This window comes from Anaerolentibacter hominis, assembly GCF_032380675.1.
Lineage (GTDB): Bacteria > Bacillota > Clostridia > Lachnospirales > Lachnospiraceae > Anaerolentibacter > Anaerolentibacter hominis.
This window is the reverse complement of sequence record NZ_JAWDIX010000002.1, coordinates 441,773-462,981: the sequence shown is the minus strand read 5'-3', so window position 1 is coordinate 462,981 and position 21,209 is coordinate 441,773. Positions and strand designations below refer to the sequence as shown.

At 48.9% G+C, this 21,209-nt stretch carries 21 protein-coding genes; 2 read left to right on the top strand and 19 right to left on the bottom strand.

The features are described from left to right. From ABCW47_RS11350 to ruvA, 4 genes are all read right to left on the bottom strand, one after another. Positions 1–2,475 (bottom strand): U32 family peptidase, encoded by a 2,475-nt coding sequence (locus tag ABCW47_RS11350; RefSeq protein WP_343210032.1) that lies wholly within the window; start codon positions 2,473–2,475, stop codon positions 1–3. Positions 2,476–2,774: 299 nt separating this feature from the next. Next, positions 2,775–3,131, bottom strand: coding sequence for a cell division protein ZapA (locus tag ABCW47_RS11345; protein ID WP_343210031.1), 357 nt, complete (start codon positions 3,129–3,131; stop codon positions 2,775–2,777). A 257-nt stretch (positions 3,132–3,388) separates the two neighbouring features. Continuing rightward, complete coding sequence (ruvB, locus tag ABCW47_RS11340; RefSeq protein WP_343210030.1) at positions 3,389–4,411, bottom strand: Holliday junction branch migration DNA helicase RuvB; 1,023 nt, start codon at positions 4,409–4,411, stop codon at positions 3,389–3,391. 18 nt (positions 4,412–4,429) lie between these two features. After that, positions 4,430–5,044: a Holliday junction branch migration protein RuvA gene (ruvA, locus tag ABCW47_RS11335; protein ID WP_343210029.1), complete on the bottom strand. Its 615-nt coding sequence runs from the start codon at positions 5,042–5,044 to the stop codon at positions 4,430–4,432. A 364-nt stretch (positions 5,045–5,408) separates the two neighbouring features. On the opposite strand from ruvA, the gene ABCW47_RS11330 reads away from it, so the two are divergent. Further along, on the top strand, positions 5,409–6,494 hold the full coding sequence (locus ABCW47_RS11330) for a ribonuclease H-like domain-containing protein (protein WP_343210028.1): 1,086 nt from the start codon (positions 5,409–5,411) through the stop codon (positions 6,492–6,494). Positions 6,495–6,548: 54 nt separating this feature from the next. Here ABCW47_RS11330 and rpmF read toward each other — a convergent pair whose 3' ends face one another. The 5 genes from rpmF to pta form a co-directional block, all read right to left on the bottom strand. Further along, entirely contained in the window at positions 6,549–6,734 is a 186-nt protein-coding gene (gene rpmF / locus ABCW47_RS11325; RefSeq protein ID WP_343210027.1) for a 50S ribosomal protein L32, read from the bottom strand. Positions 6,735–6,736: 2 nt separating this feature from the next. Next, the gene (locus ABCW47_RS11320; protein ID WP_343210026.1) at positions 6,737–7,264 is read right to left on the bottom strand and encodes a YceD family protein; all 528 of its coding nucleotides are present in this window, start codon (positions 7,262–7,264) and stop codon (positions 6,737–6,739) included. A gap of 229 nt (positions 7,265–7,493) precedes the next feature. Further along, the gene (locus ABCW47_RS11315; protein ID WP_343210025.1) at positions 7,494–8,684 is read right to left on the bottom strand and encodes an acetate/propionate family kinase; all 1,191 of its coding nucleotides are present in this window, start codon (positions 8,682–8,684) and stop codon (positions 7,494–7,496) included. A gap of 62 nt (positions 8,685–8,746) precedes the next feature. Next, positions 8,747–9,781: a nucleoside hydrolase gene (locus tag ABCW47_RS11310; protein ID WP_343210024.1), complete on the bottom strand. Its 1,035-nt coding sequence runs from the start codon at positions 9,779–9,781 to the stop codon at positions 8,747–8,749. A gap of 208 nt (positions 9,782–9,989) precedes the next feature. Then, the gene (gene pta, locus ABCW47_RS11305) at positions 9,990–10,988 is read right to left on the bottom strand and encodes a phosphate acetyltransferase (RefSeq protein ID WP_343210023.1); all 999 of its coding nucleotides are present in this window, start codon (positions 10,986–10,988) and stop codon (positions 9,990–9,992) included. Positions 10,989–11,501: 513 nt separating this feature from the next. Between pta and ABCW47_RS11300 the strand changes: the two genes are divergently transcribed. Further along, positions 11,502–12,731: a tRNA(Met) cytidine acetate ligase gene (locus ABCW47_RS11300; RefSeq protein ID WP_343210022.1), complete on the top strand. Its 1,230-nt coding sequence runs from the start codon at positions 11,502–11,504 to the stop codon at positions 12,729–12,731. A gap of 53 nt (positions 12,732–12,784) precedes the next feature. On the opposite strand, the gene ABCW47_RS11295 is transcribed toward ABCW47_RS11300, so the two are convergent. The 10 genes from ABCW47_RS11295 to ABCW47_RS11250 form a co-directional block, all read right to left on the bottom strand. Continuing rightward, positions 12,785–13,555, bottom strand: a complete 771-nt coding sequence (locus ABCW47_RS11295) for a sulfite exporter TauE/SafE family protein (RefSeq protein ID WP_343210021.1) — start codon at positions 13,553–13,555, stop codon at positions 12,785–12,787. A gap of 28 nt (positions 13,556–13,583) precedes the next feature. After that, on the bottom strand, positions 13,584–14,012 hold the full coding sequence (locus ABCW47_RS11290; protein ID WP_343210020.1) for a MarR family winged helix-turn-helix transcriptional regulator: 429 nt from the start codon (positions 14,010–14,012) through the stop codon (positions 13,584–13,586). Between the two features lie 90 nt (positions 14,013–14,102). Then, the gene (locus ABCW47_RS11285) at positions 14,103–14,828 is read right to left on the bottom strand and encodes a DUF5131 family protein (RefSeq protein WP_343210019.1); all 726 of its coding nucleotides are present in this window, start codon (positions 14,826–14,828) and stop codon (positions 14,103–14,105) included. 157 nt (positions 14,829–14,985) lie between these two features. After that, positions 14,986–15,777, bottom strand: a complete 792-nt coding sequence (gene sigG / locus ABCW47_RS11280; RefSeq protein ID WP_343210018.1) for an RNA polymerase sporulation sigma factor SigG — start codon at positions 15,775–15,777, stop codon at positions 14,986–14,988. A 186-nt stretch (positions 15,778–15,963) separates the two neighbouring features. Beyond that, a complete protein-coding gene (locus tag ABCW47_RS11275; RefSeq protein ID WP_343210017.1) occupies positions 15,964–16,938 on the bottom strand; it encodes a carbohydrate kinase family protein in 975 nt (324 codons plus the stop codon). Positions 16,939–16,952: 14 nt separating this feature from the next. Continuing rightward, entirely contained in the window at positions 16,953–17,903 is a 951-nt protein-coding gene (locus ABCW47_RS11270) for a carbohydrate kinase family protein (RefSeq protein WP_343210016.1), read from the bottom strand. 90 nt (positions 17,904–17,993) lie between these two features. Beyond that, entirely contained in the window at positions 17,994–18,284 is a 291-nt protein-coding gene (locus ABCW47_RS11265; RefSeq protein ID WP_343210015.1) for a hypothetical protein, read from the bottom strand. A 282-nt stretch (positions 18,285–18,566) separates the two neighbouring features. Further along, positions 18,567–19,382, bottom strand: coding sequence for a MetQ/NlpA family ABC transporter substrate-binding protein (locus tag ABCW47_RS11260; RefSeq protein ID WP_343210014.1), 816 nt, complete (start codon positions 19,380–19,382; stop codon positions 18,567–18,569). A gap of 19 nt (positions 19,383–19,401) precedes the next feature. Continuing rightward, a complete protein-coding gene (locus tag ABCW47_RS11255; RefSeq protein ID WP_343210013.1) occupies positions 19,402–20,058 on the bottom strand; it encodes a methionine ABC transporter permease in 657 nt (218 codons plus the stop codon). After that, entirely contained in the window at positions 20,051–21,052 is a 1,002-nt protein-coding gene (locus ABCW47_RS11250; RefSeq protein ID WP_343210012.1) for a methionine ABC transporter ATP-binding protein, read from the bottom strand. The genes ABCW47_RS11255 and ABCW47_RS11250 overlap by 8 nt, the downstream gene beginning before the upstream one ends. Positions 21,053–21,209 lie beyond the last annotated feature (157 nt).

The window sequence follows — 21,209 nt, the reverse complement described above, 5'->3', positions numbered from 1 at the left end:
TTACTCGACTCCTCGGGCAAAATGCCCTTTCGTATAGTGCTCCAGACGAAATCCGTCTTCTGTTCCCCTGCAGAACCTCTCTGCAAAGCTCTCCCCGATTTGTTTCACCATCTCGGGCTGTTCCAGCGTAAAGTCCAGCCGGATTCCGCCGGGGCACAGATCCCTGATCTCCCGTTCCTGTCCCAGAAGGAACAGCGGATCACTGTTTAAAATCTCGTTATATCCATATTCACAGTACCTGCGGACCGGAAACCGCTTTCGTTTTCTATCTTCCAGAACCAGCTTACCTCGTCCCGGGTCACAGTGCCCTCCGGTCAGAGCCAGGCACTGGGCAGAAACCATAAGCGGCAGCCTTCCATATACCACGATTGTACTGTCGGATTGATTCAGCATTTTAAGCTCTTCCTTATTCAGCTCCACAGAATCCGTAAAATGGCTGATTCCCTGTTCTCTCCAATAACACTTGGCTTCTTCGTTGCAGATGTACAGCGTATAATCCAGTTCCAGCCTGTCTGTTTTTTTGCCGAACCAATCATGCCGCCTCAGGAAAGAAACCTCTTCCAGATTAGCGATCAAAAAGCCGTCCGCCTGTTCAAATATCTCTTTTTCCTGACAAAGACGGCTCTCCGTTTCCATCCGGAATATCCTTGGCAGTCTTAAAAATCCTTCCCTGCCGCTGCTGTGTATCTTTTTTAACAGTCTTCCCAACTCGCCGCATGGAAAACACTCCATTTGCAGATAAATCCGGGAAATTTCAGGGATGCCCAGAAGGACATTCAACTGATTTTCATCGCAGACCACCGCTTTTATGGCTATCTTAGCAGACGGAAATGATAAACTGTTATTATTTTTTCTTACTTTTTCCTTAAAATTACTTACCGACTGCCTGCGGTACCGTTCTGCCGCTGCCTTCTGCAGTTCCTCCAGCGCCCTGCGTCTCAGTTCGTTGAGTTCCTTTACCGGCAGAAAAAGCCCCTCTGCAAGCTTTATGGAAAGTTTTTCAAAGACAAACAGAGAATTTCCCGTCTTATTCAGCGCTTTTCGAACCTCATCCTCGGCTGCCGCACGATTCAGAGCCCTGGCTGCCTCCACGCCACGGGCGCACACGGTAACATCGCCCAGTGTGAGCGTGAGTGTGATGGGACAGCCTTCCAATGCCGAGAAATTTCCCTGAACAGGGATCTGTCTGGCCCGCACAGTTCCTGAACTTCCACCTAAGATACGTTCCTGTATGGAATGCAGCAGCACTTCTTTCCTGGTCCGGTATAGATAATCTCCGGGCCTGATATCTGCTCCGGGCTTAAAACGGGCGGATAAAACCGTTCCCGATTCTTTCCCTGTGCCTACAGTGAACTCATACACTCCGGCTCCCTTTTCCAAAGGTCCGCAGCCTTTTCTGTGCTTCCTGAATTCCAGCACATCCTGGGGATATACCTCCCGCCTCAGTTTTATCTGGGCAGTGTTCTTTTTTATCCCGGTCACCTCTCCCACGAGAACGCCAGAATGATTTGGACGGTCGATTGACATCATATTTTTTCCGTGGAAACTATGATAATAGCCCTCCGTAAATCCGCCTCTGTTATACAGCTCCGACAGAGCCTCATTATCCCGCTCCCACTCTTTAGCGTGTTCCGTCAGATACCGGTCATAGCCGTCTTTTCCCAGCTTAAACGCCAGATCCGCGTATTTCCTGTAAAGCCAGGCAGCAGCCGCGGTGTACTCCGGGCGTTTCATCCGTCCTTCTATTTTAAATGAATCAATTCCCGCATCAATAAGTTCAGGGAGCAGCCTCAGTGTACAGATATCCCTGGGGCTCAGGTAATAGGCCTCTCCCAGTATCTGTTTCCCGTCCCTCAAGGTATAAGGCATACGGCAGGGCTGGGCACAGCGTCCCCGATTGCCGCTCCTGCCTCCGATCATGCTGCTCATCAGGCACTGTCCCGAATAACAGTAACACAGCGCGCCGTGCACAAAGCATTCCAGCTCCATCCGGGTAGATTCCCGCATCGCCCGGATCTCCCCGAGAGAGAGTTCTCTCGCCGGCACGATACGGTTCACCCCATATTCTCCCAGGCTTTCCATGCCATAAGGTCCTGCCAGCGTCATCTGGGTGCTTGCGTGAATGGACAGATCCGGAAAATGGGTATGGATAAAACGCATAACCCCCAGGTCCTGCACGATAACGGCATCCAGCCCATGCTCATAAAGAGGCGCCAGATAGCTGTACAGTTTTGCCTCCAGTTCTGCTTCCTTCAGAAGGGTATTCACAGTGAGATATAAATGCTTATCGTTCAGATGGACATAATCAATCGCTTCTTTTAACTGTTCTTCGGTCAAATTATTGGCATACGCCCTGGCCCCAAACTGATTTCCTCCCACATATACCGCGTCGGCGGAAGCGTTAACCGCCGCAATGATACTGTCCCAGGACCCTGCAGGCGCCAGAATTTCCACATTTGTACTTCCAGATTTCAAATCTTCATCCCTCCCGTAAAAGCCCGCGTTCCCATCGCGCCGTACAATGAACCGCAGCCCGTCATTCAAGCAAGTATCTCACATTGAGAACAAAGCGGGCAAGCCCACCTCATCTCCCCTGACCCCTCCATCTTTGAGGGGCTTGCACGCTTTGCGCGCCGAGCGTAGTCAGCTTAGCTGACTTTCTCCACTTACGCGAGTGCGCATAGGATGGTTTCTTGTTAAGTTTGGAGAACTTTCCTATGTAACAAGAAAGAGAGACCGGCACAGTGTACACAGTCTCTTATGTATAAAAGTATTTAATTTCTCTCTGTGTTTTTCAGTCCCATGAGTTCCGCTTCTGTCTTTTTCAATCTTGCCTCCAGCTCCATGAGCTGGTGCTTCAGTTCAAAAATCTCCTTGCTGTCCTCTCTTCGGTACTCTTCCAGCTCCCGCACCTGCTCCGTAGCCTTGAAGTAGTCGTCGGCAATGTTGATTTCCAGCAGTACATTCTTCATATCAGGATTTAATCTTCCGTAAAAAGGCTGTTCCCTGAACTCTTCATGCTTTCTGTTAATGTAAGCCGCCACCTTCTGGAGATAGTCGCCGCTCTCATAGCCGCCTATCACATATTCTTTATTATTGATGGTAACGACCGCATCATTTCTGGTTTTCATATCCAACGTCCTTGCCTTTCCCTCTTCCTATTTCCTAACCATGCACCGCCGTCTCCCTCTGGGGTGGGGACATACACGGGTCCTCTATACTTAACGACATTATACCTGATCACCCTGAACCTGGCAAGCCGTTTCACAAAAGAGGAGAAACAAAGCGTAGTCAGCTTAACTGACTTTCTCCTTAAACGCGATTGCGCATAGGATGATTTTATTCTTACATAGGAAAGTTTGGAGAACCTTTCTATAGTAAGTAAGCTCTATTTTTCCAGCCCGGAGGACAGCTCTCTGTCGATGCCAAAATGACGATACGCCAAAGCGGTGACGATACGCCCTCTGGCCGTCCGCTGAATCAGGCCGTTCTGGATCAGATAAGGCTCGTATACCTCCTCGATTGTCCCAGCATCTTCTCCCAGCGCCGCCGCCAGGCTCTCGATACCCACAGGACCACCGGAGAATTTTTCAATCATCAGATTGATAATCTCCCTGTCCTGATTGTCCAGGCCCATCTTATCCACCTCAAGCAGATCCAGTGCCGAACCCGCTACCTCCCGGGTAATCCTGCCGTCGTAGCGCACCTGGGCAAAATCCCTCACCCGCTTCAACAGCCGGTTGGCCAGCCGGGGCGTGCCCCTGGACCGGCGCGCCAGTTCTCTCGCTCCGTCCTCATCAATCTCCACATGGATCACTTCGGCAGACCGCTTGATAATCTGTCTCAGTTCTTCCTGGGTATAAAATTCCAGCCGGTGCACCACGCCGAATCGATCCCTCAGCGGAGCGCTCAGCATTCCGGCTCTGGTTGTGGCGCCGATCAACGTAAACCTGGGCAGATCCAGACGGATCGACCGGGCTGTTGCCCCTTTCCCGATAATGATATCAATCGCGTAATCTTCCATGGCCGGGTAAAGCACTTCCTCCACCTGGCGGTTTAAACGGTGAATCTCGTCCACAAACAGGATATCCCCGTCCTGCAGATTGTTCAGAATGGCTGCCATATCCCCCGGTTTCTCTATCGCAGGGCCGGAGGTGATCCGGATATTCACATCCATCTCATTGGCTATAATACCGGCCAGAGTCGTCTTGCCAAGGCCCGGAGGGCCATACAGCAGCACATGGTCCAAGGGTTCTTCCCTTTGCTTTGCTGCCTCAATGTATACCTTGAGATTTTCTTTGGCTTTCTCCTGCCCGATATAATCTGATAAAAGCTTGGGCCGCAGGGTGTTCTCCACCCGGCTCTCATCCTCCATCAGCTCAGTCGTAATAATTCTCTTATCCTTCCCCATCGTATCCCTTCCCGCCGGTTAAATATTCTTAAGGCTCAGCTTAAGCACATCCTCCACATCCATTCCGTCTGTGATCTCCACACTCCGCACCGCCCGCATCGCATTCGCAGGGGAATAGCCAAGCGCAATCAGCGCTTCCGACACTTCATTGCGGATTTGTCCCGCTCCTGCCTGCATACCCGGTTCCCCATCGGCAGCTGTCCTCTCACTCTTGCGTTCAAACGCATCTTCCAGCTTAAACTTATCTTTCAGCTCCAGAATCAGCTTCTGGGCAGTCTTTTTCCCCACGCCCGGCGCGGAGGATATCGTCTTCACATCGTCGGAAAGAATGGCAAAACGCAGATCGTCCGGCCGGACGGTAGACAGAATCGCCAGCGCCGCCTTGGGCCCGATCCCGTTCACCGTCAGAAGCAATTCAAAGATCTCTTTATCCTCCTGACACAAAAAACCGTACAGCTGCATGATATCTTCCCTGACATGAAAATAAGTATATATCTTTACTTCGCTTCCCGCAGGCGGCAGATCCTCCGCCACAGAGGCCGGAACAAATATATAAAATCCCATGCCCCCGCTCTCCACCACGATACTGGAGTCAGTTACTTCCGCCAGCTCACCTTTAATATAAGCAATCATTACACATCCCCATTTCCGCCCCGGCCTGACACAGAGACATCCTGTTACAGCCTGCCGGCAGTATATACATTCAAGTACGCCTCGGCGTACTTGCTGCGAGCCGCACGTCATGCTTTGCATGACATAATACATCTGTGCGGCTCTGCAATCCGCCGGAGGCTTTATCTTGGAAGGAGGCTAGGCTCCCACCAAGACAAATTTGTTATTTACTCACCACCTATAGAGGGGGAGTCTTATCTGCTTCCATGATACAACTATTTTAGAACAAGGGTTCGATCCTGTCAAGAAAATTGGCAGAAACCTTTTCCTTATGCTATACTCTATCTATCGACAAAAACCAACAAAACAGGAGGGTATCCATACAATGAAGACCGTTCGCAAAAAGCTCCAATTGGATTGTCGCCCTGTATTCCCGAAGCCCTATCCGCTGGAACAGTTTCTTTTCTTTGATATTGAGACGACCGGATTTTCTCCCGATGTTTCCTCCGTCTATCTCATCGGCTGCCTGTCTTTCGACGGGAAGGACTGGGAGTTTATCCAGTGGTTTGCGGATGATTACCGGAGTGAGCAGGAGCTGCTGAAAAGCTTCGGGGAATATATGAAGCAGTACGCCTGCCTGGTCCACTACAACGGGACCGGTTTTGATCTGCCGTACATACAGAAAAAATGGATCAAGTATAAACTGGCCTATACCTTTGATACGATCGACAGTCTGGACATCTATAAACGGATCTATCCTTACCGCAAACTCCTGCCTTTGGAAAATCTTAAATTAAAGACGGTTGAGACGTTTCTCGGGATTCGCAGGAATGATCCTTTTTCCGGGGGAGATCTGATTCCCCTTTATGGAGAATACCTGAAACTAAAATACAGCAGCCGTCCGGAAGCAGAGGAATTGTTCTCTCCTCTCTCCCTGCATAATGAGGAGGACGTCACGGGGATGCCGGCTGTCTGCGGACTGGAGAGCTATGCCGGTATTTTAGAGGGCGCGGCCGATCCGGCTGATGCCTGGAAAGAACAGGAGCGTTTTTATATAAGACTTACCTGTGCCGCTCCCTTCCCGGTACCCCTTCAGATAAAGTCCTCCCACTTTCAGCTAGCCATGGCATACAGGGAGGCCGTCCTCACCGTCCCTCTTGTTTCAGACACCCTGAACTTCTATTTTCCAAATTACAAAGATTATTATTATCTGCCCGCAGAAGATACAGCCATCCATAAAAGTGTGGGGGAATATGTGGAGAAGAGTCACCGGGAACAAGCCAAAGCCTCTAATTGCTACATTAAAAAAGCCGGGCTTTTCCTGCCCCAGTACGGGACATTCCAAACACCGGAATTAAAGCGGGGACGAAAGGATAAATTGTCCTATTTTCCCTGGGAAGACTCACTTTTGAGCGATTCTTCTTTTCTCGCAGGCTATGCCAGACATCTGCTGGAACATATAAAGGAATGATGGGATTTTGCAGTGTAATAAGAAAGGACATCCTCAGGATGTCCTTTTGTCAGCTTATTTTTCCTCTGCTGAAATGATCTCTCTCTTATTATAAGAACCACATGCTTTGCACACTCTGTGCGGCATCATGAGAGCGCCACATTTGCTGCACTTTACAAGAGCAGGAGCAGACATCTTCCAGTTTGCTCTACGGCTGTCTCTTCTTGCTTTGGAATGTTTATTCTTTGGACAGATAGACATAGTCACACCTCCTTAAACTGATCAAAAATATTCTGAAATGCTGCCATCCTCGGATCTTTCACCGTTTGATCGCAGTCACATGTTGCTTTATTGAGATTCGTTCCGCACACCTTACAAATCCCCTTACAGTCTTCACTGCAGAGAACCCTGGCCGGGAACTGAAGTAGTACCTCATTATAAATAAGCCGTTCTGCATCTAGGTTATATCCGGTAATGTAACTGAGTTCGTCCAGATTCGAGGTACGCTCCTCCTCCGTCTCAGACAGATCTACCTCTTCCTCAACTCGGACAGGAAATTCCATATCCACGTACTCCAGACATCGGCTGCACGGAATCTGAAGTACAATCCGGGCATTCCCCTCTATCTTCACTTTATGTTCCCCAAGGCGGGTAACCGTAAGCTTCAGAGGCTCTTTCTCTGCCACCGGATATCCGGTTCCGTTCAGTTCAAATACTTCCATCTCTACAGGCAGTTCCCATTCTCTTATCTGGCTGTTACCGGTTATAAAATCTGATAAACAAATAAGCATACTGGTCTCCTGTTCGTGGAATTTAGCACTCTTCTGATTATACCGATTGGGTTTGACTTTGTCAACCTCTTTTTCCGGCTCCGTCAGACGTCATTTTATGCGCCATTTTATGCGCCGGTCACCAACGCCGCCGGCAGACAGTTATGCAGTTCAAAACAATTGGTTCTGCACCTGTATCGGAATATAAGTTCCCAGCCGGCGGCATTCTTTCTTCTTATTATAATCTGATTTAAATCAGGGCAAGTGTTTCTCTGGCAATCGCCAGCTCTTCGTTTGTCGGAAGCACCATAACCTTGACCTTGGATTCCGGTTTGGAAACCATCTTAAGCTCACCCCGGACCTTGTTTGCCTCGCTGTCAATCTCAACGCCCAGATAGCCCAGATAATCGCAGATTTCTGCCCGGACCATTCCGTCATTTTCACCTACGCCGGCTGTAAAAGCGATAGCGTCCACACCATTCATTGCCGCCACATAAGCGCCGATATATTTTGCTGCACGATAAACGAAAGCTTCCAGTGCTACTTTTGCTCTGTGATTGCCCTCTTCCATCGCCTTGTTTACATCCCTGAAATCACTGGAAACCCCGGACAGGCCCAGAATACCGGATTTTTTATTTAAGATATCCAGAATTTCATTGATATCCTTGTCTTCTTTATTGGCTATGTACTGCAGAATGGCCGGGTCCAGATCACCGCTTCTGGTTCCCATGATAATACCTTCAAGCGGAGTCAGTCCCATACTGGTATCCACACATTTTCCATTTACCGATGCCGAAATACTGGCGCCGTTGCCCAGATGGCATACAATAACTTTACAGTTGTCCGGATCAAGACCTGCAAATTTAATCGCCTCTTTGGACACAAAGCTGTGGCTGGTTCCATGGAAGCCGTATCTGCGGATGCTGTATTTCTCATAGTACTCAAACGGAATCGCATACAAATATGCCTTCTCCGGCATGCTCTGGCCGAATGCCGTATCAAATACCGCAACCTGGGGCTTATCCGGCATTGCCTTCTCGCAGGCCTCAATACCGATTAAGTTGGCTGGATTGTGCAGCGGTCCCAGATCAAAACATTCCCGGATAACCCGTTTCACATCCGGATTTACGATAATTGAGTCGCTGTAGAACTGTCCGCCGTGAAGAACACGATGGCCTACTGCGGAAATTTCATCAATATTGCTGATTACACCGTGGGTTTCATCCAGCAGGGCATCCAGTACCATCTTTACCGCTACCTGATGATCCGGCATCGGGCTTTCTACCACATAGTTGTCTTTTCCCGCCGGTTTGTGTGTCAGCTTGGAGCCGTCGATCCCGATTCTTTCGCACAGACCCTTTGCCAGAACCGACTCGTGATCCATGTTGATCAACTGGTATTTCAATGAGGAACTACCGCAATTGATAACTAAAATATTCATTGTACTACTTCTCCTTTTTTCTCTTCAAAATCCTGTACGCACTTTCCTGCGCTGCTCTCCCTCTACTGAAGAGCCTTTGTATAATTCAGCCGCTCCTTTATAATAGAAGCAAATTTTGCTTCATCTGCGTTCATGGCAACCTGGGAAATCTGGCCTTTTTCTTCGGCGCAGTTGTGGAAATCGATTACCGTTCTTCCATCGCAGAGGCCCTCGGCGATCTCTACATTTATTTCCGCCGCAGGCATCTCCGTGATCACCTCAGGGTCGATCATGTAAACCACCGGAAGTGCGTCATGAACGGCCGCGGCACTTGGCCCCATCTGATAGAGCACCTGGGAACATACGCTGCCCGGCGTCTCTCTCAATTTCTTATTATCTTCGGAAACATCCTGTGCCTCATATGCCTGTATACGGAGGGAAATCATATCCGCCGCCGCGAGAGCGGGAGGCGTGCCAATCTCTTTCATCTCCTCAATATCCGCCGGCCGGATACATGCCCTCCAGGTAGCATCCAGCGGGAACAGAATTTTCTTCATAGGAGACTGCATCACGATCTGTGCCGCCTCAGGATCTCCCCAAATATTAAACTCGGCGCTGGGGGTCCGGTTTGCCGCCGCGTAAGCACCGCCCATAATCAGGACTTCGTCTACCTTCTGCGCGATCTCCGGAGCCAGCCGAAGTGCCATTCCGATATTAGTCAGAGGCCCTACCGTAACCAGGGTAATCTTTTCTTCTGACTTAAGAAGCGTATCTATAATCCAGCTCACTGCATGCTGGGGCTGGGGCTTAATGGTAGCAGCCGGCAGATTCAGATAATCCCCATGCATGTCTACTTTGTGGTAGCGCGGAAATTCGGCTCTTCTCTCCGGGTGGATTGTCGCCACCATCGGAAGATAACACCCTTTAAACACAGGGACGTCAGAGCCAACATATTCTACCACACGCAGGGCATTTTCCGTGGTCAGTTCCACCGCCCGGTTGCCGTTCACTGTTGTAATACCCAGGATCTCAAACTCCGGGGAATTAAGCATCACCAGCATAGCAACCGCATCATCGGTTCCAGGATCACAGTCAAAAATTATTTTTCGTTTATCCATACTCATCATCCATTCTATCTGTATTCAAGTACGCCTCGGCGTACTTGCTGCGAGCCGCACGTCATGCTTTGCATGACATAATACGTCTGTGCGGCTCTGCAATCCGCCGGAGGCTTTATCTTGGAAGGAGATTAGACTCCCGCCAAGACGAATTTGTTATTTACTCACCACCTATAGAGGGGGGAGTCTTATCTACTTCCATGATTAATTAGTTGTTAACACCTGCCTGTACCGCTGTAATGGCCACAACGCCCACGATATCGTCTGCTGAGCATCCTCTGGAAAGATCATTCACCGGCTTTGCGATTCCCTGGGTAACCGGGCCGTAAGCTTCCGCCTTAGCCAGTCTCTGTACCAGTTTATAGCCGATATTTCCTGCATCCAGATCCGGGAACACAAGCACGTTGGCCTTACCTGCAATTTCGCTGTCCGGTGCTTTGGACGCGCCTACGCTTGGAACAATCGCAGCATCCAACTGAAGCTCTCCGTCCAGCTTGAGATCCGGATACTCTTCTTTTGCAATTTTAACTGCCTCTACCACTTTGTCTACATCTGCATGCTTCGCACTTCCCTTTGAAGAATGGGAAAGCATGGCAACCTTTGCCTCCTGGCCTACCAGAAGTTCAAAGCTCCTTGCAGAACTTCCTGCAATTGCAGCCAGTTCTTCCGGTGAAGGATTCTGCACCAGACCGCAGTCGGAGAAAACAAATACGCCGTCTGCTCCCAGATCACAATTCGGAACTACCATAACAAAAAATGCGGATACCAGCTTTGTCCCCGGCGCCGTCTTCAGAATCTGAAGGGAGGGACGAAGGGTATCTGCGGTGGAGTGGCAGGCACCCGATACTACACCATCGGCGTCCCCTGTTTTCACCATCATGCAGGCATAATACATATAATTTCCGGTCAGAAGCTTTCTGGCTTCCTCCGGGGTCATGCCTTTTTTCTTTCTCAGCTCTACAAGTAAATCTATGTAACTTTCCAGCTTATCCGAAGTCTCCGGGTCCACGATCACTGCTTTGGACAGGTCTTTGCCGCCGGCCAGCTTATCAACCTCATCCTTTTTGCCTACAATAATAATATTGGCAATGTCCTCAGCCAGAATTTTAGAAGCTGCCTCCAACACTCTCTCATCCATTGACTCAGGCAGCACAATGGTCTTTTTGTTGCTTTTTGCCCTCTCCTTAATTACATCAATAAAACTCATGATATTCCTATCTCCTTCCTGTTGATTCAAACCGGATAACACTTGTTGAATTATCACGTTCTCTCGGCGGCTTTTCGAGAAGCTGCAAATAACCTCACTCCGCTATGCACGGGGTCCTTCTCAAACGCTTTGCTTTTTGAGAAGCTGCAAAAAGTCTCGCTCCGCAATGCACGGGGCCCTTCTCAAACGCTTTGCTTTTTGAGAAACTGCAAAAAGTCTCGCTCCGCAATGCACGGGGCCCTTCTCAAACGCTTTGCTTTTTGAGAAGTTGCAAATAACCTCGCTCCGCTCGGTTATTTTTCATTATAAACTATTCCCACAGCGTACACAAGAGCGGCCCCTTGTATTTTTTCCTGTACATACGGCCCTTCTCCGACCATTTCAGCTGCCATCCGGGCCTTGTCTTGGCCTGTCAGGTATGCTACACTTACCATCAGGATACAGGCAGAGCGCATCTGCCTCTTCACAATACCGCCCAGCTCCTGCGGGCGGGCAACGAAGGGAGGATACCTGTTGAAGACAGCCGGAATTATTGCAGAATATAATCCTTTCCATAACGGGCATATTTATCATATTGATGAGACCAGGAAGCAGACGGGAGCTGATCATATCGTGGTCGTTATGAGCGGTGATTATGTACAGAGAGGAACCCCCGCATTTCTGGATAAATATAGCAGGACCCGCATGGCCCTTGCCGGGGGTGCCGATCTGGTCCTGGAACTGCCTCTGGCTTTTTCTTCGGCCAGTGCCGGAGATTTTGCCCGGGGCGGCGTGGCCTGTCTGAGTGCTCTGGGAATCATAGATGTTTTAAGCTTTGGAAGCGAATCCGGGGATCTGTCCCTTCTGTCCCGCTATGCCTCGCTGCTGGGCGAGGAGGGGCCCGACTGGAAGCCGGAGCTGGACCGGAAGCTGAAACAGGGCATGTCCTATGCAAAGGCCAGGTTTGAACTTCTGGCAGCTAAATTACCGGACCGGGACCGGGCGGAGGCTTCCATGCTGCTATCCTCCCCAAACAATATCCTGGCTCTGGAATATCTGCGTGCACTGAACGAATCCGGCAGCAGCATAGAGCCCTTTACTCTAGCCAGAAAGGGCAGCGGATATCACGATCCGGGTGCTGCCGCGCCTTTTAGTTCCGCCTCTGGTATTCGGAAGGTTCTGTCAGGCAGGGCAGATATTCCGGAAGAAATCAGCCCCGCGCTGCCCCCATCGGTCTACCGGCTTCTGAGAGACTCCTGGCAGAGGCGGGGACCGGTATCAGAAGATGACTTTTCCGACTACCTTTTTCTCCGTCTTTGTCAGGAATCGGCGGATTCTCTCACCGGATATCTGGATGTCACCCCGGATCTGGCCAACCGGATCGTCGGATGCAGGAAAGAATACCGGACATTTACCGGTTTCGCAGAACTGCTTAAAACAAAGCAGTACACCAGAACCCGCATTAACCGAAGTCTCCTCCATATTCTGTTGGGAATACGGCCTGTGGATCAAAAGCTTTCCTATCTCAGGGTATTGGGATTCTCCCCTGCCGGTGCAAATCTCTTAAAAGAAATACGGTCGGTTTGTTCTCTCCCTCTGCTGCTAAAGATGTCCGCAGCCGAAACAGGCCTCTGCGAAGATGCACTGTGCCGCCTGAATAAAGAGATCATGGCCTCAAATCTCTATCGCCATGTACTGATGAAAAAATATGATACCACCCTCCCTACCGAATATACGGAGGGAATAAAGCAAAGCGTCCTCTAAAGGACGCTTTTTTATATGAGACCTCTTTGCCGCGGATAGGCTGACAAAATATTTTAGCCCACAAGCTTTACAATGACCATCGCCAGGCCCAGCACGGCTAGCACAATACCGGTAATCCGGTTGAGTACCTTCGGCTCTGCCTTATTCGCGAATAGGGCCGCAACCCTGGCTCCTAAAAGCGTAGCCAGCACACAGACAACCAGTGCCAGCGGATCAGGGAATCCTCCGATCGCCATATGGGAAGCCGCTCCGGTAAAAGCGGTAAAAGCCATGATAAAAACGCTGGTGCCAACGGCTGTTTTTAATTCATACCCCAGAACGCTGGTCAGGATTAAGAGCATCATCATCCCGCCGCCGGCGCCGATAAATCCGCAGATAAAACCGATCAGTGTACCGCAGAGCAGCGACTGGATCACCTTTGTCTTCCCACTCTTTTCCGCCAGCTTATCCTTTGTCGTCATAACGGGCCGCACAATAAATTTAATTCCCAGCAGGAAGGTCATAAATACAGAAAAACCGCCCATCATCTGATTCGGCACTTTGGAAGCCGCATAGCTTCCTACCATGGTAAAGACCAGTACAGAACAGAGCATGATCAGTCCGTTGCGGATGTCCAGGTTTTTATTCTTTCCATAGGTATAAGCGGAAATAGCCGACGCCAGCACATCGGATGCCAATGAAATGCCCACTGCCTCATAGGCCGGAAAGCCCAAAAAAGTGATCAGCATCGGGGAGATGACCGCCGCCGCAGATAGTCCCGCGAGCCCTGTTCCAATGCCGGCTCCCAGGCCTGCAATAATATATACCGCTAATTTTCCAATCATAGTTGTCTAACCTTCCTTTGTCTGTTTTTTAAATATGTCTAAGATTTTCAGACATTTTTCTGAATATCTTCTGCAGTACATCCCGTTCTTCCGGTGTGATGCCCTTATAAAGAAGTTCATAGAACTCCCGCTGTATTTGCCGGGCCTGTGCAACCACCGGACCGGCCGCTTCCAGCACGGTCAGATGAATACTGCGCCTGTCCCGCTCGTCCTGAATACCGGTGAGGAAACCTCTTCTGGTCAGTGTTTCCACCGACTTGCAGACATGGGATTTGGACAGCAGTCTCATTTCCACAATATCTTTTGCCGTGTCATATCCGGGATTGTTGGCAAGAAACAGCAGCACATCCAGTTCATTCTGTGTCAGCCCATATGCCTGCACAAATTCTTTAAATGAACTTTCATATGCCTTCCTTATCTTACGCCCATCTGTCAGCAGGCTAATCTTAGGTTTCATAGATCCTCCTTTGGTTCTTTTTTGAACAGTTCAATATTTAACTATTATAATAAAAAGAAGAGAAAAGTCAAGCGGCTTTTCTCCTCTGTCCTAGCTTTTATATTTATAATCAATTCCGGCTTTCGCCGCCTGGGAGCATTGATCCTTCCGGTCAATTGTATATATTTTCTCTCCCCGTTTAAAATGTGTTCCGGTCTGCTTAAAGTGAAACGGGACATCATGTTCCACACACTGGAGCATCGTGTTCATGATCCAGGCATAGTCGCATACCCGGCCCTCCGGCCCTGACTCTCCGCCGCAGATAACACTTTCGATCCCGCCCTGCTCTAAATAACCGGCGATCTCAATCGGCTCCAGCATAGGTTCATGTATAATATGGCGGTGGCAGATGGGCAGCGACAGGAAAACAGGCATTCTGTAATCTGTCCGATTCTGATTCTCACAGGTACATCCGATATGTACGTTCGGGTATCCTTCCCCCCAGTCCTCCGGCAGATTGACGGTAAACCGCTGTATTCGCTTTGTAATAATCAAAAAATCCAGGTCACTCCGTTCTCTGATCATCTGCCAGGCCTGTATCCGCCATTCATCGGCTTCCTCCAGGAAAAAATCAGAGGTTCCGCAGGTAAAAATCTCTTTCTCCCGTTTCAGCTTGTAGTCGCCCCTGCGGTTTTTCTGCACGGGGAGTGAAAAGCTTTTCGTTTTACGGATTTCCTGCGGATTGAGTCCGTATTCTTCGTCTCTTCGAAACACATAGCAATGCTTACATCCCGGACTGACACGGCGGCATCCATGCCACGGATTCCATGCGTCCATACAATCCCTCCCTTTCCGAACAGCTGCTCCGGCACTGGTATAATATCATTAGATATTATACCATGATAACAGCAAAAAGCAAACACCGGTTCGACATGCGCTCCGGTGTTTCTAGTTTCTTATGCGGCAGGTTCTGATTCAGCCCTGCCCTGTTCTTTTATTGATCCTTTTCCTGACTCAAATATCCTTTCATGGACCGCAGTGCATTTTTCTCCAGACGGCTCACCTGTGCCTGGCTGATACCGATTTCCTCCGCTACTTCCATCTGTGTTTTTCCCTGATAGAAACGCAGGTCGATAATATTGTGTTCCCTCTGCGACAGCCTGTTCATCGCCTCGCGCAGAGAGATCTCCTCCACCCAGTTTTCTTCTTTATTATTTTTATCACTGATCTGATCCATAATAAAGAGGGTGTCCCCGCCTTCCGAATAGACAGGTTCATAGAGAGAAACAGGGCTCTGTATGGCGTCCAGGGCTGTGGTTATGTCTTCCGGCTTTAAGCCGATCTCAGCAGCCACCTCTTCAATCGTTGGCTCCTTGTCATTTTTTCTTATCATGGCCTCTCTTGCATAGATTGCCTTATACGCCGTATCTCTTAAAGACCGGCTGACCCGGATCGAATTATTATCCCTGAGATAGCGCCGGATTTCCCCCACTATCATGGGAACGGCATAGGTACTGAACTTCACATTCTGTGTAATATCAAAATTATCAATCGCTTTTATTAATCCGATGCAGCCGATCTGAAACAGGTCGTCCATGTTTTCGCTGCTGTTTGCAAACCGCTGAATAATACTGAGCACCAGCCTGAGATTTCCCTTAATATAAGCTTCCCTTGCTCTTTGATCGCCATCCAGAATCCGTTTAAATAACTCCTGTTTTTCCTGTTCCTTTAAGATCGGCAGCCTGGATGTATTGACCCCGCAGATTTCAACCTTATATAATGCCATAGAGAAACCTCCTCCACCATTTATGTGTTTTCGATACATAAATGATTCACGGATTTCATCAGGATTATACTGTCGGTTCTCAGGTTAATATTTCCAAAAAATGCAGGTCCTTATAAGAACCTGCATTTACATCATCTGGTAAATATATCCATAGTTATCTGTCGGGCTATTCTAACCAATTTACAGCTATTTTTCTGTAGTTTTCAGATAATCAAGCACCTGTTCTCTGCTCTTTACACCGGTTGTAGCGCCGATGGACTGTACGCAGATTGCGGCGGCAGCCGTGGCAAAATCACAGCACTCACGAAGATTCATACCGTGCAGCAGCCCGTCAATAAATCCTGCGGCGTAATTATCTCCTGCTCCGGTGCCGTCCACCGCATGCAGCTTATAGGCGGGAACGGTAAAACATTCCTCCTGGTTCTTCACAAAGCAGCCTTCCGGCCCGGTCTTTATAATAACGTTTTTCACCCCATATCCAAGCAGTACATCCGCCATCTCCTCATAGGTTTCCTTGCCGGTATAAAATTCTGCCTCCGATTCATTCGGGAAAATATAGTCGATATAGGGAAGTGCTTCCTTAATATCCTCCAGCATCAGCTGATTGCAGTTGGCAACCTTAACATCCGCGCATAGAATTGCTCCTGCTTCCTTTGCGGCTTTCGCCACTTCCAAAACAATATCCGGCTTGTTAAACGGCGCCCGGAATAAACTGGCTATTGAAATCACTTTTACGCCCTTAAACTGGCTGACATCCGGCCGGAAAAACTCTACCAGATGAGCCGGGGTACTAACCGATTTTCTCTCTCCCTTATCGTCTACGATCAAATTCGTGATCGGAGATTTTGCCTCATCATCATACACCACTGCGCTTAAATCAACACCGCTTGCCTGGGCTTTCTCCGTGATCATCCGGCCGGCCTCATCCCTTCCAAGCCCGCACATCAATTTTACATGATGTCCAAGCCGTGAAACGATCACCGACTCATTGTACGCGTCCCCTCCGATGTTGATAGAGACCGACTCCGCCACATAAACATTGTTATTCAAAGGCGTGGTATTCCACCCCTTCAAAATACAGTCCACCAGTGCCTGACCCACACAGATTACTTCTGCCGTTGTTCCTTCCATATCCTCTTCTCCCTTCTTATCTATGTCCATTTTAACATGCAGGATTATTCTCCCCGCTTCTGTTCTTTCATAAAGGCCTCCACCTTTTCCCGGCTGGTCACACCGGTCGTCGCGCCCACCGACAGCGCCGCCACCGCTCCCACTGCCGTGGCAAATTCGCAGCATTCCCGCAGGGTTTTACCCTCTACCAAAGCGGTAATAAAGCCCGCCGCAAAATTATCGCCGCAGCCGGTTGTATCCAGAGCCTCAATCGGATAGCTTGGAACAATCATTCTGGTATCCTTTGACTTTACCAGACATCCATCCTTCCCTAATTTGATCACTGCATGTTTCACACCATAGCCCAGAATAACGTCCGCCGCTTCGTCCAGATCCTCTCTGCCCGTATAGTTCCTGGCCTCGCCCTCATTCGGGAAAATATAATCTATGTACGGCAGTGCTTCTTTGATATCCTTCAACATCTTCTTCCCGTCATTCAGCTTCACATCCGCACAGACTATCGTTCCATTTTCCTTTGCCGTTTTCACTGTCTCCAGCAATATTTCCTTATCATTAAACGGATCTCTGAACAGACTCCCCAGCGACAGCACTTTGACCGGTTCCAGAACTGACAGATCCGGCGTATAGTACGGAGCCGAATACGGCCCTGTGGAGACCATCGTTTTCTCCCCGTCCGGATGAATCATCGGAATAGAAATATGCGTATGCCCCTCCGGATAGCGGGTGATTCCGCTGATGTCCACCCCTTCCTTCTGCGCATGGTTCGTAACAATTTCTCCTGCTTCATCCTCCCCAACGCCGCACACCAGCTTGACCGTGTGCCCCAGTCTTGAAATGATTACGGCTTCATTAAGCGCGTCCCCGCCGGTGTGAATTGACACAGAATCTGCCAGTACCATCTCAGCACTGTAACGAGCCTTTCCGTATCCGGTAACCGAGACATCCACAACAGCCATTCCCATACATATTACCTCTGGTGCTTTCTGTTTCATCATGTATCCTCCGCTCCTAAAAAAGATTTTATGTATATCCCATAAACATAAGGTGTCTAGTCTTTGACTTCACACCTTGTCTATACTATCCCATTATGCGATTGTATTTAACACTTTACTGTGTTCTTCAACAACTGTTTCCACCGTATCCATCCGCCTTTCCAGGATTCCGATCCTGGAAGTATCCTTTTCATAGGCAACCGCTGCCGGCATATAATTCTCCGCCAGTATTTGGAGAGCAGGAATAATAATATTTTCATTTTGCAGTTTCAGCTTATCTATGTCACTCTGCAAATTCTCTATTCTGCTATCCATATCTGCCAGCTGTCTGTGAACCGGCTCAAACATTCCCTGCATTGTCTGCATTATTTCATGGTCTGTCATCGCAGTAACTCCTCTCTCTGCTGCCTTTGGACGCAGCAGAAAACCACAATTTACAGGTATCAAAATTATAGCATATGATTTATGTAAAGTCTATCTGGTTGTCAAGGTGCAAAACAAAGAAGTAATGGATTCATTCACTGATTTTTGTGAGAGAAATGAAATCAAATCTTTAAGTGATATAGAAGCAGAGAAACATGGTAATCCGCATTTACAGCTTACCATGTTTCTCTGTACCTGGCAATATAATATCTATTCAAGTTTGCAACGGTTGTCGGCTCCATTTTAATAAACCGGCAGTACATTTCCTCCATAGTTTTCCTCTATGAAAGTCTGAATTTCCTCGCTCTTTAGAATTTCCGCCAGGGCCTGGATACCCGGATTCGCTTCTTCTCCGGCCTTTGCCGCCAGTATGTTGGCATAGGTCTCCACTGCGCCCCTAAGTTCATCTTCTTTTGCCAGGGCGTCTTTCCTTATACTTAAGCCTGCCGCAAGCGCATAATTACCATTCATGACAGCCAGATCCACATCTCTCAGGGATCTTGGAATCTGGGCCGCTTCCAATTCCAATATTTCATACTGTCCCATATTTTCCTCAATATCCTGGGTCGTGGCCAGCATGCCGCTTCCTTCCTTCAGTCTGATAAGTCCCAGCTCTTCCAGCAGCATCAGTGCTCTGGCTTCATTTGTTGTGTCATTGGGCACTGCAATCACCGCGCCGGTCTTTAACTCATCCAGTGATTTTGTTTTTCCGCCGTAGACGCCAAAGAGTTCATAGTGGATTGCCGCTATTGCCGTAAGATCGGTTCCTCTCTCCTCGTTAAACCGTTCCAGATACGGTTCGTGCTGAAAATAATTGGCGTCCAGCTCTCTGGAATCCAGCGCCAGATTCGGCTGAATATAGTCTGAGTATTCAATGATTTCAAGCGTATACCCTCTCTGCGCCATCATTCCCTGTGCCTGCCTGAGTATTTCCGCATGAGGTGAAGCGTTTGCCCCCACCCGGATTATATTGTCATTTGCGTTTTGCGGTCCGGAGCATCCCGCCAGCAGGATAATGCACCCGGCCAATACCATAGCCATTATTTGTTTACTGTTCATCTTTCTATGATTCCTCCTGTTATCGGTTTCGCTTATCCTTTCTGCGGGACAGCGAAAGTCCCGTTTCCTGGATGATCTGTACAATCAGGACCAGAATCCCGATTGTCAAAAACATAACCGGTGTATTGTAACGATAGTATCCATATCGAATAGCAATATCCCCCAGGCCCCCGCCGCCAACAAATCCTGACATAGCAGAATATCCCAGAATTGTTGTCACCGCAATCGTGCCTCCCAGCAGAAGAGACGGTATGGCCTCCGGAAGCAGCACTTTCCACACAATCTGCCGGTCCGATGCCCCCATGGACTGCGCCGCCTCAATCAGCCCCGCATCCACCTCCTTTAAGGAGGTTTCCGTCAGTCTTGCCACATAGGGTGCAGAACCAATGACCAGAGGTACGATCGTTGCCGTGGAACCTATTGTGGTACCTGCAATCCATCTGGTAAAAGGCATTACCGCAATTAGCAAAATAATAAAGGGAACAGACCGCAGCAGATTCACTGTGATGCCTAATACCGTGTGCAGCGTACGTCGGGGACGGATGCCGCCTTTCTCACTTGTAAAAATAAGAACGCCCAGAGGAAGACCCAGCAGATAGGCTAAAACCGAGGCTCCGATTGTCATATAAAGGGTTTCACCCAATCCGGTCAGCAGTGTTTTTGCTAGTTCAGGCATATCCCTTTACCTCCTCATAACGGATCTTAAGCCGCTCTAAATATCCGGTTATCTCTCCTTGTGCGCCGTCCGGAATTTGGATGACCATCTGCCCCACCGCCTGCCCTCCCAGATTAGTCGTATCTGCATACAGAATATTAACCGGAATCTGACATTCCAGTACCATATCCGCGATAACCGGCTGATAGGAGGACAGACCATCGAAAACAATCCGGTATTCTCTGCTGTGAGGGGGGATTTTCATCTTCCACCCGGCCTTATAAATCAACCTCTGGGAAGCTTCTGTCTCCGGACTGGCAAACAGCTCGGACACAGGACCCTCCTCAGCAATTTTGCCCCCGTCCAGCACAGCCACCTTCCGGCAAATTCTCTCAACCACTTCCATCTGATGAGTAATCATAACAATCGTAATGCCGAACTGTTGATTAATATTTTCCAGCAGTTCCAGAATAGACTGGGTTGTGGTCGGGTCAAGCGCACTTGTGGCTTCATCGCAAAATAATATCTTGGGGTTAACTGCAAGTGCTCTTGCAATTGCCACTCTTTGTTTCTGTCCTCCTGACAGCTGGGAGGGATATGCGTACATTTTGTCCGGCATGCCTACCAGTTCCAGAAGTTCTTTTCCCTTTTCTCTGGCATTTTTACGGGATATACCTTTTATTTCCATGGAAAGGCAGACATTGTCCAGGGCCGTGCGCTGCATCAGCAGTCCGAACTGCTGAAATATCATCCCCATAGATTGTCTTGTTTCATTCAGCTCCCGGGGCGACATCTGGTTTAACAGCTTCCCTTCGATATAAACCTGCCCCTGCTGAGGTTTCTCCAGGAAATTCATACAGCGGACCAGAGTGCTTTTTCCCGCACCGGAAGAACCAATGATTCCGTATATTTCACCGGCATCAACGGATAAACTAATATCATTAAGAACCGTAATCCCGGCATTTCCATTCATAAATTTTTTCGTTATATGCTCCAGCCGAATCATGGGTTCCATAAGTACACTCCCTGTCAAACCTTATTTCTGGTGTTAGTATAACCGCCCATACAAATTATAATCAACAAACGCAGGTACGCTTCCTATGCAATAAAAAGAGACATCCGCAAAAAACGAATGTCTCTCAAGATACATATACACTATTTCAATCATAATC